Origin of the sequence: Janthinobacterium sp. DSP2-3-3 (genome assembly GCF_049897325.1) — a bacterium.
In the GTDB taxonomy this organism is placed as follows: domain Bacteria; phylum Pseudomonadota; class Gammaproteobacteria; order Burkholderiales; family Burkholderiaceae_D; genus Janthinobacterium.
The window spans coordinates 66,299-83,494 of the sequence record NZ_JAFCWA010000005.1; the positions used below are offsets into that span (position 1 = coordinate 66,299).

Consider the following 17,196-nt stretch of genomic DNA (forward strand, 5'->3'; position numbering starts at 1 on the left):
TCTTTTATCGCTTGCTTTTGCTTGTTTTTGATACAGTTTTTGCTGCACGTGGTGCCGCTGCGGCAGGTGCCGCGGCAGGTTTCTTGCTGCGCTTCGGCGCTGCCGCCTTAGGGGCTTCCTTCGGGGCTGCGTTGGCTTGCGCCTTGGCTGCAGGCTTGGCGCCGTTGGATCGGCCGCCGGAACCATTGCCGGGCTTACCGCCGGCCTTGGCGCCAGTTGTAACGCTGGTCTTGATCTCGTGGCGCTGCTCGGTCGCGGGACCTGGCTTGACCATGGATTTCTTCTCGCCCTTGCGCTTGCCGCCCGACTGTTTGGCCGGCGCTTCTTCGCCCGCCAGTTCCGCATCGGTGACCAGGCGCAGGTCAATCTTGCGCGTTTCCAGGTCGACACGCGCCACTTGCACCGTCAGACGGTCCGTCAGTTGATAGCGCTTGCCCGTGCGTTCGCCACGCAATTCATGGCGCGCATCGTCGTACTGGAAGTAGTCGGTGCCCAGCTCGGTGACGTGCACCAGGCCTTCGACAAACAGGGTATCGAGCTGCACGAACACGCCGAAGGTGGTCACGCCCGTGATGGTGCCGGTGAATTCTTCGCCCAGCTTATCTTGCATGAAGTAGCATTTGAGCCACGCTTCCACGTCGCGCGACGCCTCGTCGGCGCGGCGTTCGTTGGCAGAGCAATGCACGCCCAGCGCGTCCCAAATGGTGAGATCCGTTTTCTTCGGCTTGCCGTCGGCCTTGTCCTTGGCCTGCTGCTTGCGCGTGGCGTTCGATACGTTGGTGTTCAACACGACCTTATCGGACAGCTTCGGCTCGTATTTCTTGCCTTGCAAAATAGCCTTGATGGCGCGGTGCGTCAGCAGGTCGGGATAGCGGCGGATCGGGCTGGTGAAGTGGGCATAGGCCTCGTAGGCCAGGCCGAAGTGACCGATATTGTCCGGGCTGTAGACGGCTTGCTGCATCGAACGCAGCAGCATCGTTTGCAGCAAGGCCGCGTCGGGACGCAGCTTGATCTGCTGCATCAAGGTCTGGTAATCCGATGCCGATGGCGTGTCGCCGCCCGTCAGGTTCAGGCCGACCTGCTTGAGGAAGGTGCGCACTTGCGTGAGCTTTTCTTTGGTCGGGCTGGCGTGGATGCGGTACGTGCCCGGGTGCTTGTTGCGCAGCAACAAATCGGCCGCGCAGACGTTGGCTGCCAGCATGCACTCTTCGATGATCTTGTGCGCTTCGTTGCGTGTGCGGGGGATGATCTTTTCGATCTTGCCGGCGCTATTGCAGACGATATACGTTTCCGTCGTCTCGAAATCGATGGCGCCCCGTTCCGTGCGTGCTTTCAGCAAGGCGCGGTAGACGGCTTCCAGGTTTTGCAGGTGCGGCAGGATGTCCGCGCGGCGTGCCGCTTCGGGTCCCTTGGTGTTGCCCAGCACGGCAGCGACTTCGTCATACGTGAGGCGCGCGGCAGAGTGAATCACGGCCGGGTAGAACTGGTACGCCTTCAGCTCGCCCTTGTCGCTGACGACGGCGTCGCACACGAGGGTCAAGCGGTCGACAGCCGGGTTCAGCGAGCACAGGCCATTCGACAGTTTTTCCGGCAGCATCGGGATCACGCGGCGCGGAAAATAGACGGAGGTGCTGCGCTCGAGCGCATCGATATCGAGCGCGTCATTCGGCTTCACGTAATGGCTGACGTCGGCAATCGCCACGATCAGGCGGAAGCAGTTGGCGCGGCCGATCTTGACGGGTTCGCAATACACGGCATCGTCGAAATCGCGCGCATCTTCGCCGTCGATGGTGACGAGCGGCACATCGCGCAGGTCGACACGGTCTTTCAGGTCGGCGTCGCGCACTTCGAACGGCAGCTTTTCAGCTTGCTTGAGAGCGGCGGCGGAAAAGATGTGTGGCACGTTGAATTTGCGCACGGCAATTTCAATTTCCATGCCGGGATCATCGAGCGCACCGAGCACTTCGACGATCTTGCCGACTGGCTGCTTGAAGCGCATCGGTTGCTCGGTCAGCTCGACACTGACGATCTGACCGGCCTTCGCCTTGCCCACCGAACCGGTTACCAGGATGTCCTGGCCGATGCGCTGGTCTTCCGGCGCCACCACCCAGGTACCGTTTTCCTGGATCAGCCGGCCGATGACGTGGCTATTCGCGCGGTAAGTGACTTCCACGATTGTGCCTTCCGGGCGGCCGCGGCGGTCCGTGCCGACGATGCGGGCCATGACCTTGTCGCCATGCAGGACTTTCTGCATTTCTTTCTCAGGCAGGAACAGGTCGGCGCTGGCATCGTCAGGAATGACGAAACCGAAGCCATCGCGGTGGCTGGTGACGCGACCGGCGACAAGCGCGCTCTGGTCGGCCAGGCTGAAAACACCGCTGGCATCAGACTTCAACTGGCCGTCGCGCTCCATCGCCTTCAGGCGACGAACCAGGACATCCATGGAATCGGCATGCACTTGCAGCGTTTTCCCGAGAGACTGCGGATCGAGAGGCGCGCTGACGCTGCGGAATATGCCGAGAATGTCCTCCCGGCTGGGGATGGTGTGGGTATTTTGGCTCAAAAGTATTTCTATAGTTGTTATTGACAGTGATCAAACGGAATACAAAGACCGATGACATCACCGTCAATATTGACACGGTGATACCCGGTAGTGTACCGGAGGACGCCTTGGTTTGCCTAACGGACAGCGTAGCGAAAACCGAACAAGTGCCCCGCCGATGAAAAAAAGAGGAAAAGCTGCGCAATACATTTGACTTCGGCAAATATTGCTCTATAATCTAGCCCTCTTGCAGCGACAAACCTTCACGGGAATGCAGTTACAGGAAAGCGGTACAGGGTTGATGTGCAGTATGGAGCGAAAGCTCATCTGGCGCAAAACTCTTCAAGTCGCTATAATAGCAGAATTGTTGCTAAGTTATTTTGCAACAAGTACTCGAGCAGTAAAGTATTAAGTCACAGCAACATCAGTGCCCACGTGGCGGAATTGGTAGACGCGCATGGTTCAGGTCCATGTGCCTTCGGGTGTAGGGGTTCGAGTCCCTTCGTGGGCACCATTACCTAATTCGCAAAAAAGCCGCAAACTTTCACGAGTTTGCGGCTTTTTTCATTTCCGCAGAGAAAAGCCCCCCCCCAGCAAGACGGCAGCACTGCGGCAGCTGGGCTGCACGGCACGCCCAAGGACGGAAACCTGCGCAAAAACGCTGAAAAATGAGGCAGATTTAACCTTTTTTCATAGGGAGCAGCCGTTTTCAGGCGAAAAAACATGTTTCTTGAAGAAAAGTGCAAAATGTTGATTGACCGAATGCGCGCCAGCCCTTATGATTTTGTCCTCGCTGCAGAACACGCAGTGTGAAGTAGCAAGCAGTAACAATGCCCACGTGGCGGAATTGGTAGACGCGCATGGTTCAGGTCCATGTGCCTTCGGGTGTAGGGGTTCGAGTCCCTTCGTGGGCACCACCAGCAACAAGTTATCGATTGTTGTGATCCGCAGTAGAGTAGTAAGGCAACAAAGTAATTCGCAGCACAATGCCCACGTGGCGGAATTGGTAGACGCGCATGGTTCAGGTCCATGTGCCTTCGGGTGTAGGGGTTCGAGTCCCTTCGTGGGCACCACCAGCAACGAGTTGTTGTCGTTGTAGTCCGCAGTAAAGTAGTGAGACAGCAGTAATAAGCAGCAAGCAGCATCAGTGCCCACGTGGCGGAATTGGTAGACGCGCATGGTTCAGGTCCATGTGCCTTCGGGTGTAGGGGTTCGAGTCCCTTCGTGGGCACCATTACCTAATTCGCAAAAAAGCCGCAAACTTTCACGAGTTTGCGGCTTTTTTCATTTCCGGATGCCGCGCGGCCTCCCACACCTGCGGCACCCTCCCTCTGCTTATTTCGCCAGCGCCGCCTTGACGGCGTCAAACAGGCTCGTCGTCGGACAGCCTATCAGCGCGCTCAATTGCTTGCCATTGTCTTCCAGGCCACCCTTGGCCGCGCCCGCATCGGAATCGGCCAGCAAGTCGGCAAAGCCGTCCGGCACGCCCACGCCTACCAGCGCCGCCTTGAAATCGGCCTGCGGCAAATCTTTATACACAATCGCCTTGCCCGACTGGCGCCCTACTTCGGCTGCGTACTCGGCCAAGGTAAAGCCCTGGTCGCCGGCCAACTCATAGATGGCGTGCGGCTGCTCGGCCGTCAGGATGGCAGCAGCGGCGGCAGCGTAATCGGCGCGTGCGGCGGACGAGAAGCGGCCGTTTTGCGCCGCGCCCAGCACCACGCCATGCTCAAGCACGGGCGCCAAGTGTTCCGTGTGGTTTTCCAGGTACCAGCCGTTGCGCAGGAAAGCGTACGGCAGGCTGGACGCGCGGATGGCCGCTTCCGTGATCACGTGCTCGGCAGCCAAGCCCAGCGGCGACGTGTCGGCACGCAAGACACTGGTGTAGGCCAGCAAAGCCACGCCAGCGCGCTTGGCCGCATCGATGACGTTCTGGTGCTGCTGCGCGCGCTGGCCCACTTCGCTCGACGAAATCAGCAAGATTTTCGTTGCACCTTTGAAAGCCGCATCGAGGCTGGCGCCATCGTTGTAATCGGCCTGGCGCACTTGCACGCCCAGTGCAGCCAGGTTGGCGGCCTTGGCCGGGTTGCGCACGGCGGCGATGATGCTGGCTGCGGGGACGGATGTGAGCAGGCTGGCAATGACGTGCTGGCCCAGATTGCCTGTGGCGCCGGTGATGACGATCATGATTTTTCCTTGGAGGGTGGGTGGTAAGACTCTATAATAGGACTATTACTTACTTATTGTAAGTACGTACCTTTTGGTAAGTATGAATTCACACGCCAATCTTGAAGGCCTACTATCATGTCCACAGACACTCCCGGCGCCAGCCTGCGCGCCGCCCTCGCCCAGCAAAACCAGGGAGCGCAGCTGCTGGCGGCCGCCTGCCCGTCGCGCGCCGTGCTCAGCCACCTGACCAGCCGCTGGGCCGTGCTGGTACTGGTACTACTGCTGAGCGGCACGCGGCGCTTCAGCGAACTGCGCCGCGAAGTGGGCGGGGTCAGCGAAAAAATGCTGGCGCAAACCCTGGAAGCGCTGGCGGGCGACGGTTTCGTACTGCGCCAGGCGTATCTGGTGATACCGCCCAAGGTGGAATACAGCCTCACGCCGCTGGGACGCGAAGCGGCCGAACGCCTGGCCGTGCTGGTCGACTGGATCGAGGATAATTACACGCGCATCGAACAGGCGCGCGCCGAACTGGCGCCACAGAACGCGCAAAACGCGTAAAACGCAGCGTAAAACGGCACACAAACGCATTGCTTTTGGTCATCAAGAATTATCGTTTACTCCTACTTGCCTTGATGTAATACTAGCCTCACGATACGCGTAAGGGCGCGACACCATGAATCAGTTGATTTCTTCCATCGCCGACCGGGCCAAAGTACTACTGGTGAGCAATTCGACTAACGATGTGCGCGAATTGCTGTATGTGCTGGACCGGCATAACCTGGGCACGGGACTGGCGGGCGATATCGACGAAGGCGTGGAACTGGCGGCCGGCGGCACGGACTTGATCCTGCTCGACGCGGCCCTGGCCGGCACGAATATCGGCGCCACCTGCATGCGGCTGCGCAATGCGGGCGGACGCCATGGCGTGCCCCTGCTACTGATGTCGGCCACCCCCAGCGCCGAAGAACAGGGCCGCAGCGTGGGCGCCGGCGCCAGCGACTACATCAAGATGCCCTTCAATGCGCGCGACGTGGCGGAAAAAATCCTCATGGAACTGGCGCTGCACAAGGCCGAGGCGCCCGCCGCCCGCCCCTTCGCCACTCCGGCCACGCCACCGCGCCCCCAGCATCCGCAAACGCTGGAAGTCAATTACCACTCCATCCTGGCCGGTTCGCCCGACGCCGTGCTGCTGTTCGATATCGATAACCGCCTGCTGATCGACGCCAACCACCTGGCCGAAGGATTGTTCGGCATGCCGCTGGCCGAGCTGTTGCAAGGCGGCATGGAGCCGCTGTTCCCCAAGCATCAGGACAATGGTCTCGCCTCGCCGCAACTGCTGGAAGAAAAGATCCGCGATACCTTGCAAGGCAAGATCGTCGTCTTCCGCGCCAACTGCAGCCACCGCGACCGCCACCCGATCGCCTGCGAAATCCGCTTGATGCGCTTATCCGTGCCGGGCCGGCAGCTCGTGCATGCACGCATCATCGACTTGACCGAACGCAACCTCGCCGAAGCGATGCGCGCGGGCCAGAGCACCCTGCTGGAAATGGTCGCCAAGGGCGCGCCCCTGACCCCCACCCTGAACCAGCTGCTGCTGCTGATCGAAGGCCAGTCGCGCGGCGTGGTCTGCTCCATCATGCTGCTCGACGACGACGGTATCCACATGCACAGCGCGGCCGGCCCCAGCCTGCCGCCCGACTACATGGCCCTGCTCGAAGGCGTGGCCATCGGCCCCGGCGTGGGCTCCTGCGGCACGGCCATGTACTTGCGCGAACAAGTGGTGGTCAGCGACATCATGCGCGACCCGCTGTGGGCGCCCTACCGCGAGCTGGCGGCACCGTTCGGCATGCGCGCCTGCTGGTCACGCCCCATCTTCAGCCAGGATGGCGCCGTCCTCGGTTCGTTCGCCATGTATTACCGCGAAGTGCGCAAGCCCGATGCGCGCGACCTGGAGCTGATCGACACGGCCACTGACTTGGCCGGCATCGCTATCGGCCGCATGCGCCATGAACGCGAGCTGCAGCGCCACCGCGCCCACCTGGAAGAGCTGGTGGACGAACGCACGGCCGCCCTGACGCTGGCCAAGGAACACTCCGAACAGGCGAACCGCGAATTGGCCGCGGCGCTGGAAAACCTCTCCATCACGCAGGAAGAACTGGTGCGCCGTGACAAGCTGGCCGCGCTCGGCGCGCTGGTGGCCGGCATCGCGCATGAACTCAATACGCCGATCGGCAACGGCTTGGTGGTAGCCACCACCATGGCCGAACGCACGCGCGAAATCCAGGCCAGCTTCCTCGATGGCTTGCGTCGCTCCGAACTGGGCGCCTACCTGAGCCAGGCCAGCGAAGCGGACGCCATCATGCTGCGCAACCTGCAGCGCGCCGCCGACCTGGTCTCCAGCTTCAAGCAGATCGCCGTCGACCGCGCCAGTTCGCAGCGGCGCCACTTCCTGCTGCGCCAGTTCATCGCCGAACTAATGCTGCCCATGTGCACGCCGCTCAAGGCCGCCGGCTTGAGCCTGACGCAGGACGTGCCGGACGGCCTGGCCATGGACAGCTATCCGGGTCCGCTGGGCCAGGTGCTGAGCAATCTGCTGGAAAACTGCCTGCGCCATGCCTTCGAGGGCCGCAGCGGCGGCAATATCGCCATCACCGCGCGCGGCAGCGACGATGGGCAGACGATCACCCTGTCCATCAGCGATACCGGCGTGGGCATTGCCGCCGACGACCTGGCGCATGTCTACGACCCCTTCTTCACGACCAAGCTCGGTTCGGGCGGCTCGGGCCTGGGCCTGCACGTGGCACACAACATCGTCACGGGCGTGCTGGGCGGCCATATCGATGCCACCAGCAGCACCGGCGCCGGCAGCGGCACCACCTTCACCCTGCAGCTGCCCACTGCGGCGCCGCAATCACCCGCTCCCTGAACGGCAAGCGCGCTACAATACCCGCAGGCTTTTCTTTCGGAGCACCTATGAAATACCTGATCGCCACGACCCTGCTGGCCGCCTGTGCCTGCGCAACGGCCGGACCGGCGCCCTGGTACCAGTGGCGCAGCAAGATCGACGGCACCCTGTCATGCGCCCAGTCCACTCTGGGATTTGGCTGGGAGCTGGCCTCGGGACCGTACAAAGATAGCCGTTGCGAAAAACCGGCGCTTGTTAAATAATGGGGTCATGACCACACGGGGCACCGGCTTGATTATTTAAAAGCAAGCGATGGCATTGCGGCGTCGAAAGAGTATGGAACGATAAGAACGTATCTATTCAAACCGAGGAGACCACATGTTTACGAATCCCGAACAATTCGCATCGGCCACCAAGGCCCTGTTTGAATTCCAGCTGATGACCTTCAACACCCTCACCTCCAAGGCCGTGCAAGGCGTGGAACAGGTACTGGCACTCAACATGGCCACCGCCAAGTCCGGCATCGAGGATGGCCTTGCCGCCGGCAAGGAAATCAGCCAGGCCAAGGATCCGAAGGCCGCCATGGCCGCCGCCGCCGCCCAGCTGCAACCGGGCGTGGCCGGTGCAAAAGCGTATAAACAGCAACTCGACGACATCATCAAGGAAATCCACACGGAATTCACCACGGCCGCCGAAGCCCACGTGGCCGAAGCGAAAAGCAATTTGAGCGCCCTGATCTACGACGTCACGAAGAACGTGCCGCCAGGCTCGGAAAACGCCGTGGCCATCGTCAAGGCCGCCATCGACAACGCCTTCCTCGGTTACGAACAAGTGACCAAGGCCACCAGGCAAGCCGTGAAAACCGTGGAAGATCAAATTGCCAAGGCCAGCGCGCAAGTCGCGCAGGCAACGGAACAGGCCACAGCAGGTGTACAAGCTGCGGCTGAAAAGGCGGCGCCGGCTGCCAAGCCGAAGGCGGCTAAAAAGTAACAAGCCCCAAGAGCAGATACCGGGGTCGTACCCAGCAGGGTAGACCCCGGCTTTTTGCCGGGCTCACCTCACCGGCATGATCCGGTACACGCAACGCCTCCCCCCCTCCAGCAGATATTCGCTGCGTTCCACCGTGCAATCGTCCCCCAATACCCGCTGAAAAATGGCCAGCTCCGAGCGGCAGAAATTCTGACACGCCGTAGCGGCCGCGCAAATCGGGCAATGGTTTTCCACGAGCAAGACACTGCCATCATCCTGCGGCTCGGCATGGGCCATGTAGCCCTCGCCATCGCGCGCCCGCGCCAGACTGTCCACTCTTTGCACCAGCGCAAGCCGCAAGTCGACCAGCCTGCCGTAGGCCAGCTCGCTGCTGCGTTCGCGCGCGCCGATCAATTTATCCAGCCCTTCGTCGCCGAACAGGGCTTTCACTTGCGTAATCAATTCCAGCGTCAGGTCGGCATGGCGGTCGGGATAGCGCGCATGGCCTTCGCGCGTCAGCGCCCAGCGCCGCGACGGACGCCCCACCTTGTCGGCCACGTCCTCGTGCGCCACCAGACCCTTGTCTTGCGCCGCCTCGAGCTGGCGCCGCGCGCCCATGGAGGTGATCTCGAGCAAGGCCGCCAACTGCTGCGCCGTCTGCGGCCCGCGCATCTTCAACAGGAACAGGGTTTGCTCCGACGTGCTGGCATTCATGCCACGACCTTCGCGTCACCGGTGCCGTCCAGCTGGCGGCGCCAGGCCGCCATGCGCCAGGCAGCCCAGGCGGCGGACACAGCGCCCGCAACGAGGATCAGCCGCGTGTCGATCAGAGTCAGCACGGAACCGCTCAGAGCCACGACGATGTTGGCGATGCAAAAGGTGGTGGCCAGCAAGCCCATCACGGCGCCCTGCCCGTGCACGCTGAAACGCTCGGCGCACCAGCCCTGGATCACCGTGTTGTACAGCGCATTCGGAATGCCGAACAGCACGATGGCGGCGATGCCCACCCAGATATTGCCCATCGCCAAGATCCCCACCGCCAGCGCCACGCCACGGGCATACCAGCTGGCCCGCAACAGCGGCGCATGCCGGCTGGGCCCACCCGCCAGCAGGGACGTGACCGTCATCGTGCCGCACAGTCCCACATTCACCCAGGCAATTTCCTGCGCACGGTAACTGGCCGTCTCGACCAACCACAGCGGATAAAACTCGTAAAAACTGGCCACGCCACAGGTCAGCGCCAGTTGCACGATGAATAGGGTGCGCAACTCCTCATGGCGCAGCAGGTTCAGCGAATGCCGGTCGCGCGCCACTTGCCACCACGACGTCGTCAATAGCGAGGGTGTTTCGCGCGGCAAACCGACGGCCACCAGCACGGCGACGAGCATCAGGGCGGCGGCGGCGATCCAGAACGGCACCGTCACACCCCAATGCAGAGTGGCGCCCGCCAAGATGGGGCCCACCAGCCAGCCCAGGTAAAACGCGCCATTCAGCCACGACATGGCGCGCAGGCGCAACGGTCCCGTCAACTGGTCGGCCAGCATGGCGCGCGCCACGGCGCCGTTTCCCTCCAGCAAACCGGTGATGAAACGGGCCACGATGAATAGCGGGTAGGATTGGATCACCAGCGCCCAGGCCGTGATGGCGTGGCCGATGGCGGCGCCCACGGCCGTGCGCATCAGCAAGGGACGGCGGCCATAGCGGTCCGACAGCGGCCCCAGTACGGCCGAGCCGATCAGCAAGCCCAGCGGATTGATGGTCAGCGCCAGGCCGAACAGCAATTTGGATGGCAAGCCCAGGAAATTATTGAAGGCATTCGGCGCCTCGGCGGCGAACAGGGGCGGCAGGATCGGGTATGGCAGCGAGGCGCCGATGGTCGACAGCAGCGCCAGCAGACAGGCGGCGGAAATTAAAATAATGTTTTTCATGCGGGCTCGATGGATAGTGTCTGGCAAGACTACGTGACCATGCCACATTAGTAAACTAAAATGTTTATTAATTGCGTTGTTCATTGCTGCCGTGCACGCCATCGCCTCGGCTATCATTACCCCATGAATCACGTTTAACAAGGCAAACATGACACTGTCAGAAATTGAACAGCAACACGACTTCAGCTATCCCACTCTGTACCGGCAACTGGAGCGCGACGGCATGCTGGCCGTAGGCGAATACGGTCCCGACTGGTACAAGCTGGTGCTTCCCACATTAAAAGATCATCCCACCTTGCTGCTGCATGCGGACGATTTCGAATTGCTCAATATCAAGGCCGTTGCCGAAGCTGTGGAAACCTTGCTGGACGCGGACGACTATCGGCACATCGACCCCGCCTTCCAGTTCATCCCGTTCGCGCAAACGGGCGCGGGCGACCACTACTGTTTTTTTGCTGCAAGCGCGCAGGATGGCGAGCTGCCCATCGTGCTGCTGTGGCACGACCAGAATGAAGCCCAGTACCTGGCGAAAAACCTGCAAGATTTTATGTTTCACATGTTGTTGAACAGCATGGCCGACCAGGATACCTACAACGACATCAGCGACGAAGAATTCAGGGATCAACTGGCAAAAACCCTGGGCACGCATGCGCGCTACCTGACACCGGAACAGGCGCAGGTCCTGCAAACGCTGCTGGCCAGGGATATCGTCGATTACGAGGTCGTGCTGCCCAAAGGCAGAAAAGAGGTGCACCGAGGCTTGCTGACCGATATCGAACTGGCCAGCCTGCGCGAGGAATTCATTCCTTACGAAAAGTTCGACAGCTGTTTTACCTACAGCACGGCTGGCTGAACATAAATCGCTGGGCAAGCGGCGGTGGAAGGTTTAAACTGTATATAAACACAGTAAAATTCATCACCTTGCACCTTGCCCTATTGTCATCCCCATGCTGAGAGTCCTGGAAAATCCCCTGTATTATCTGGATAATTTCCAGGATGTGCTGAGCTGGATAGGCGCGCGTTACGCCGATCTGCTGAGTCTTGAGGAAACACAATTCATCGCCGCATTCGGCGCACTGCCGCAGCCATCGCGCGCCCTGTTCGTACGCCTGGTCATGCGCAAAGGCTGCCTGTTTCGCGCCAGCAAGCTCAATTACCCGGAAATCGGCGACACGCGCGCCGCCGCCCTGCCCTTGCTGGCCACGGGCTGGGTGGTAGCCGATCCTGCCATCTCGCTCGATACACTGTTCGAGCAACTGCTGAAAGCAGAAATCGCCCAGGCTTTCCACCTCGCCGCGCCCCTGAAAGCGGCGCGCAAGGCCGAGCAGCTCGACGCCTTGCGCGAACTGCATGTGGAAGCAAAACCGTTCTCCGCATGGCATCCGGCCTGCACCGACGTGCTGTACCGCATCGGCTTGCAGCCCCTGTGCGACCGCCTGCGCCTGATTTACTTTGGCAATTATCACCAGGACTGGTCTGAATTCGTGCTGTCCGACCTCGGTGTGTATCAATACGAAAAAGTGGAATTCTCGCCGCAATCGCGCGGTTTTCGCACGCGCCAGGATATCGAGCACTATGAAGTGCTGCACCAGTGCCGCGAACGCTACAACGACAGCGCGCCGGCGGACGAAGTGCTGCAGGAACTGGCGGCGCTGCCCTTGTCCCAGGACAATACCTGGCTGGCCAGCCGGCGCGACAAGCTGCGCTTCCAGATCGCCCAACACCTGGAGAAATGCCAGGACTGGCCGGCCGCCTACCGCGCCTATGCCGATTGCCGCTATCCGGGCGCCCGGGGCCGCGCCATCCGCGTGCTGGAAAAGGATGAGCAGCCGCAAGCGGCCTACGAACGCCTGATGCTCGCCCTGGCCGCGCCGGAAAGCGAAGCGGAACAGCAATTGCTGCTGCGCATGGGGCCCCGTTTGCGGCGCAAGCTGGGCCACGCAAAACAGGCGGCCAGCGCGGCGGCCACCGTGGACCGCATCGACCTGCTGCTGCCGTATCCGGCGCAAGCGTGCTACGTGGAAGGCGTGGTGCAGCAGCACCTGATGCAGGATGACGCGCCCGTGTACTACGTGGAAAACACCCTGATCAACTCGCTGTTCGGCCTGCTGTGCTGGCCCGTCATTTTCAAGGCCATGCCGGGCGCCTTTTTCCACCCATTCCACCGTGGCCCGGCCGACTTGCACAGCGCCGATTTTTACCAGCGCCGCAGCCTGGACTTTGCCGCCTGTCTGGCGCAGCTGGACGACGGCAGTTATCAGGCAGCCATCCGCGCCACGCTTACCGCCAAGCAAGGCATCGTCTCGCCCTTCGTCAGCTGGGACGTGCTGGACGGCGGCTTGCTGGACCTGGCGCTGGCCTGCATCCCGGCCGCCCACCTGAAAAAGGCGTTCGAGCGCATCTTGCTCGATATCAAAAGCAACCGCAGCGGCTTGCCTGATTTAATCCAGTTCTGGCCGGCAGAGCAGCGCTACCGCATGATCGAAGTCAAGGGTCCGGGCGACCGCCTGCAAGACAACCAGCTGCGCTGGATCGCGTATTGCGCCGAGCACGCCATGCCCGTCAGCGTGTGCTACCTGCAATGGCAGGTGGCCGCATGAACCGCAAAAGTTACACGATCGCCGTGCGCGCCCTGTGCGAATTCACGGCCAAGGTGGGCGACCTGGACTTGCGTTTCACGCCCTCGCCCACGGCCCAGGAAGGCATGGCCGGCCACGCCACCGTCACCGGCCGGCGCGACGACGATTACCAGCGCGAAATCAGCCTGGCCGGCGACTTCGGCCCCCTGCATGTGCGGGGCCGTGCCGATGGCTACGACCCGGCGCGGCGCCAGCTGGAAGAAATCAAGACGTACCGGGGCGACCTGGACGCCATGCCCGCCAACCACCGCCAGCTGCACTGGGCGCAGGCGCGCATCTACGGCCACTTGCTGTGCCAGCAGCTGAACTTGCCCATGCTGCGCGTGGCGCTCGTGTATTTTGATATTGTCAGCCAGAAGGAAACGGTCATGCACGAGGAATGCACGGCCGAGGCGCTGCGTCTGTTCTTTGAACAGCATTGCGCGCTGTTCCTCGACTGGGCCGAGCAGGAAATGGCACACCGGGCCAGCCGCGACGCGCAGCTGACGGCCATGGCCTTCCCCCATGCCGACTTCCGTCCGGGCCAGCGTCAATTGGCCGAGGCCATGTACAAGGCCAGCAGCCGTGGCTGCGGCTTGCTGGCGCAGGCGCCCACGGGCATCGGCAAGACGGTGGGCAGCCTGTTTCCCATGTTGAAAGCGACGGCCGCGCATGGCCTCGATAAACTGTTTTTCCTGGCCGCCAAGGTGCCGGGCCGGCAAATGGCGCTCGACGCCTGCGCCATCCTCAAAAATAGCGCGCCCCTGCTGCCCCTGCGCGTGCTGGAACTGAGCGCCAAGACCAGCGCCTGCGAACATCCTGACAAGGCCTGTCATGGCGAATCATGCCCGCTGGCCAAGGGTTTTTACGATCGCCTGCCGCTGGCGCGCGAAGTCGCGTTGGCCAGTGGCTTGATTTTGGACAAGGAAGCCATACGCGCCATCGCCTTGCAGCAGGGTATCTGCCCGTACTACCTGGGCATGGAGCTGGCGCGCTGGAGCGATGTCGTCATCGGCGACTACAACTATTACTTCGACCTCAGCGCCATGCTGTACGGCATGACCCTGGCCCACGACTGGAAAGTCAATGTGCTGGTCGACGAAGCGCACAATATGGTGTCGCGCGCGCGCAGCATGTATTCGGCCGAACTGGAGCAGATCAATCTGAAGCTGCTGCGCAAGTTCGCGCCCGAAGCCTTGAAAAAACCGCTGGATCGCCTCGCGCGCCAGTGGACGGCCCTGCTCAAGGAACAGGATGGCGACTACCATGTGCATCCCGCCTTGCCGGACAAATTCTTTGGCGCCCTGCAAGGGGTAGCCACGGCCATTGGCGATTACCTGGCCGACCACGCGGCGGCGCTCGATGAAGACTTGCAGCGCTTTTATTTCGACGTGCTGCTGATCAACCGCCTGGCAGAGAGCTTTGGCGAGCATTCGCTGTTCGACGTCAGCAAGACAAATACGGGATCCACTGCTGGCTCCACCGTGTGCATCCGCAACATCGTGCCCGCGCCCTTCCTCAAGGAACGCTTCGCGGCCAGCCACAGCACAGCCCTGTTTTCCGCCACCCTGAGCCCGTGGAATTACTACAGCGATACACTGGGCATGCCGGCCGACACGGCCTGGGTCGACGTGGAATCGCCATTCCAGGCGGAGCAGCTATCCGTGCGCGTGGCCGATACCATTTCCACGCGCTACCAGCACCGCGCCGCCTCGCTGCTGCCCATCGCCCAACTGATGGCGCGCCAGTACGCAGAAACGCCGGGTAACTACCTGGCCTTTTTTAGCAGTTTTGACTACATGGAAAAGACGGCCACCCTGTTTGCCCAGCATTATCCCGACGTACCCATCTGGCAGCAGCCACGCCGCATGGACGATACTGCCCGTGCGCAATTTCTGGGCCGCTTCGGCCTGGACACGCGCGGCATCGGCTTTGCCGTGCTGGGTGGGGCGTTTGGCGAAGGCATCGACTTGCCGGGCGCGCGCCTGATCGGCGCCTTCATCGCCACCCTCGGTTTGCCGCAGATCAATCCCGTCAACGAGCAGATCCGCCAGCGCATGGGCGACATCTTCGGCGCCGGCTACGACTACACGTATTTGTATCCGGGCATGCAAAAGGTGGTGCAGGCCGCCGGCCGTGTGATACGCACGCAGTCGGACAAAGGCGTCGTGTACCTGATCGACGACCGTTTTTCCCGGCCGGAGATCCGCCAGCTATTGCCCACCTGGTGGGATGTGCAGCTGGCCAGCTAGCCAACCAGTAATTTCAGCTTCTGGTAACCCGCCTTGCTCACGGGTATCCTCGTGTCATCGCGCAAGATAGCCACGTGACTGTCTTTGGTGGCTGCCTCGATGCGGCGGATGCCGTCGATATTGAGCAGATACGACCGGTGCACGCGCAAGAACTTGGCAGGATCGAGCTGGGCTTCCAGCTCCGCCAGCGTCTGGCTTTTCAGGTAGGACTTGCCCTCGGAACGGATGCTGATGTAATCGTCCTGCGCCTCGATGTAATCGATCCTGCCACTGGCGATCACGTGGACCTTGGCGCCATCGCGTATCAGCACGCGGTCCAGGTGCGCGGTGCGCGTGGCCGCCTCGCGCGCCACCGTTAGCACAGTCTCGGGTGTGCTGCGGTTGGCGCGCGCGTGGGCTAGCGCCTGGTCGAAACGCTGTTCGCTGAACGGCTTCAGCAGATAATCCAGGGCATGGCATTCAAACGCTTTCAAGGCATACTCGTCGTAGGCCGTGACAAAGATCAAACGCGTCTTCGCGCCGATCAGCTCCGCCACTTCAAAACCGTCCAGGCGCGGCATCTGGATATCGAGGAAGACCAGTTCCGGCGCCAGGTCCGCGATGGCCTTGACGGCCTCGAAACCGTTGGCGCACTCGGCGACGATATCGATATCATCATGGCGCGCCAGGTATTCGCGCAGCACGCTGCGTGCCAGCAATTCATCATCGACGATGGCCACCCGCATTCTTGCCTGCATCATGCTTCCTCCGTGTCGCCGGTCTGCGCCGGCATGGAAATCATCACCTCGAAATGGCCGTCGCGCCGGCCCCAGTGCACGCTGGCTTCGTGCCCATAGGCGCCGGCCAGACGCTGACGCACATTCTCCAGCCCCACGCCATTGCCGCGCTCCGACCTTTGATCCGCATCCACCGGATTGCGCACGGCAATCTGCAACAGGCTGCCTGCGCGCCTGGCCTCGATGGCGATCAGCCCCCCCTCTGTCAAGCCGCAGATACCGTGCTTGACGGCATTTTCCACCAGCGGCTGTATCAGCATGGGCGGCAGCAAACACGCCAGCGCAGCGTCGTCGATGGCTACCGCCACTTGCAGGCGCGCGCCGAAACGCACCTGCTCGATGGCGAGAAAGTGGCGGATCAGCACCAGTTCCTGCTCCACGGTGATGTGCTTGTGCGCTTCCAGGCTCAGGCTCTGGCGAAAGAAACTGGCCAGCTGCACCGTCATCTGGCGCGCGCCCGCCGCATCGATGGACGTCAGGGCGCTGATGGAGTTCAAGCTATTGAACAGGAAATGCGGATCGATCTGCGTGCGCAGCATGCGCAGTTGCGCTTCCTGCGCCATCAGCTGCGCTTCCAGGCCGCGCTGTTCGGCCATCCTGGCGCGCACGAATTCCAGCAACAGATAATGCACGGCGGCAGCCAGGCAATACAGCAGCACGCCCAGGCCGAAGAACAGGGCCAGCAGCGACTGCGTCAGGTTCACGCCCAGCCAGCGCAGCTCCAGCAACAGGCTGACGCTGTTCAAAAATTGCAGCAGGGTCGCCCACAACAAGCCCGCAAACAGGGCCGCCACACCCATCACGCCGGCGATGGCGAGCGGATGGCGGGCGTGCAAGGGATAGGCGCGGCATAGATAAAATGCGGAAAATCCCGAACCGATTGCATACACGAGCGTGGCGGGCACCACCAGCAGGATCGCATTAAGCCAGGGCGCGTGGGCCACCCTGGCCAGGATACAGGCCAGGGCCAGGCCCAGCGCGATGCATACCAGGAACACCACCACGGCGCCGCGCCGCTTCGACAAAGGCCCGGACAT

13 protein-coding genes and 4 tRNA genes are annotated in these 17,196 nt (G+C 61.8%); 11 read left to right on the top strand and 6 right to left on the bottom strand.

What is annotated here, in order from left to right; genetic code table 11:
- Positions 1–4: 4 nt before the first annotated feature.
- Positions 5–2,563, bottom strand: coding sequence for a ribonuclease R (gene rnr / locus ACP7DE_RS11570; RefSeq protein ID WP_426072248.1), 2,559 nt, complete (start codon positions 2,561–2,563; stop codon positions 5–7).
- Positions 2,564–2,971: 408 nt separating this feature from the next.
- On the opposite strand from rnr, the gene ACP7DE_RS11575 reads away from it, so the two are divergent.
- From ACP7DE_RS11575 to ACP7DE_RS11590, 4 genes are all read left to right on the top strand, one after another.
- Positions 2,972–3,056: transfer RNA gene (locus tag ACP7DE_RS11575), tRNA-Leu, on the top strand.
- Positions 3,057–3,374: 318 nt separating this feature from the next.
- Positions 3,375–3,459: transfer RNA gene (locus ACP7DE_RS11580), tRNA-Leu, on the top strand.
- Between the two features lie 71 nt (positions 3,460–3,530).
- Positions 3,531–3,615 (top strand) — tRNA-Leu (locus tag ACP7DE_RS11585).
- Between the two features lie 76 nt (positions 3,616–3,691).
- Positions 3,692–3,776: transfer RNA gene (locus ACP7DE_RS11590), tRNA-Leu, on the top strand.
- A gap of 101 nt (positions 3,777–3,877) precedes the next feature.
- Here ACP7DE_RS11590 and ACP7DE_RS11595 read toward each other — a convergent pair.
- Positions 3,878–4,729, bottom strand: coding sequence for an SDR family oxidoreductase (locus ACP7DE_RS11595; protein ID WP_426072249.1), 852 nt, complete (start codon positions 4,727–4,729; stop codon positions 3,878–3,880).
- A 117-nt stretch (positions 4,730–4,846) separates the two neighbouring features.
- On the opposite strand from ACP7DE_RS11595, the gene ACP7DE_RS11600 reads away from it, so the two are divergent.
- The 4 genes from ACP7DE_RS11600 (at position 4,847) to phaP (ending at position 8,606) form a co-directional block, all read left to right on the top strand.
- On the top strand, positions 4,847–5,269 hold the full coding sequence (locus tag ACP7DE_RS11600; protein WP_426072250.1) for a winged helix-turn-helix transcriptional regulator: 423 nt from the start codon (positions 4,847–4,849) through the stop codon (positions 5,267–5,269).
- 115 nt (positions 5,270–5,384) lie between these two features.
- A complete protein-coding gene (locus ACP7DE_RS11605; protein ID WP_426072251.1) occupies positions 5,385–7,637 on the top strand; it encodes an ATP-binding protein in 2,253 nt (750 codons plus the stop codon).
- Between the two features lie 47 nt (positions 7,638–7,684).
- Positions 7,685–7,879: a hypothetical protein gene (locus ACP7DE_RS11610; protein ID WP_426072252.1), complete on the top strand. Its 195-nt coding sequence runs from the start codon at positions 7,685–7,687 to the stop codon at positions 7,877–7,879.
- 115 nt (positions 7,880–7,994) lie between these two features.
- The gene (gene phaP / locus ACP7DE_RS11615) at positions 7,995–8,606 is read left to right on the top strand and encodes a TIGR01841 family phasin (protein ID WP_426072253.1); all 612 of its coding nucleotides are present in this window, start codon (positions 7,995–7,997) and stop codon (positions 8,604–8,606) included.
- Positions 8,607–8,669: 63 nt separating this feature from the next.
- Here the strand turns inward: phaP and ACP7DE_RS11620 are convergent, their stop codons facing one another.
- A complete protein-coding gene (locus tag ACP7DE_RS11620) occupies positions 8,670–9,299 on the bottom strand; it encodes a helix-turn-helix transcriptional regulator (RefSeq protein ID WP_426072254.1) in 630 nt (209 codons plus the stop codon).
- On the bottom strand, positions 9,296–10,513 hold the full coding sequence (locus ACP7DE_RS11625) for an MFS transporter (protein ID WP_426072255.1): 1,218 nt from the start codon (positions 10,511–10,513) through the stop codon (positions 9,296–9,298). Before ACP7DE_RS11625 ends, ACP7DE_RS11620 begins: the two co-directional genes overlap by 4 nt.
- A 148-nt stretch (positions 10,514–10,661) precedes the next feature.
- Between ACP7DE_RS11625 and ACP7DE_RS11630 the strand changes: the two genes are divergently transcribed.
- The 3 genes from ACP7DE_RS11630 (at position 10,662) to ACP7DE_RS11640 (ending at position 15,383) form a co-directional block, all read left to right on the top strand.
- Complete coding sequence (locus ACP7DE_RS11630) at positions 10,662–11,366, top strand: SMI1/KNR4 family protein (protein ID WP_426072256.1); 705 nt, start codon at positions 10,662–10,664, stop codon at positions 11,364–11,366.
- 94 nt (positions 11,367–11,460) lie between these two features.
- Positions 11,461–13,113 (top strand): VRR-NUC domain-containing protein, encoded by a 1,653-nt coding sequence (locus tag ACP7DE_RS11635; RefSeq protein ID WP_426072257.1) that lies wholly within the window; start codon positions 11,461–11,463, stop codon positions 13,111–13,113.
- Positions 13,110–15,383, top strand: coding sequence for a helicase C-terminal domain-containing protein (locus ACP7DE_RS11640; protein WP_426072258.1), 2,274 nt, complete (start codon positions 13,110–13,112; stop codon positions 15,381–15,383). The genes ACP7DE_RS11635 and ACP7DE_RS11640 overlap by 4 nt, the downstream gene beginning before the upstream one ends.
- Here the strand turns inward: ACP7DE_RS11640 and ACP7DE_RS11645 are convergent.
- Both ACP7DE_RS11645 and ACP7DE_RS11650 read right to left on the bottom strand, forming a co-directional pair.
- A complete protein-coding gene (locus ACP7DE_RS11645) occupies positions 15,380–16,108 on the bottom strand; it encodes a LytR/AlgR family response regulator transcription factor (RefSeq protein ID WP_426072545.1) in 729 nt (242 codons plus the stop codon). The genes ACP7DE_RS11640 and ACP7DE_RS11645 overlap by 4 nt on opposite strands.
- Positions 16,109–16,119: 11 nt before the next feature.
- Entirely contained in the window at positions 16,120–17,196 is a 1,077-nt protein-coding gene (locus tag ACP7DE_RS11650; protein WP_426072259.1) for a sensor histidine kinase, read from the bottom strand.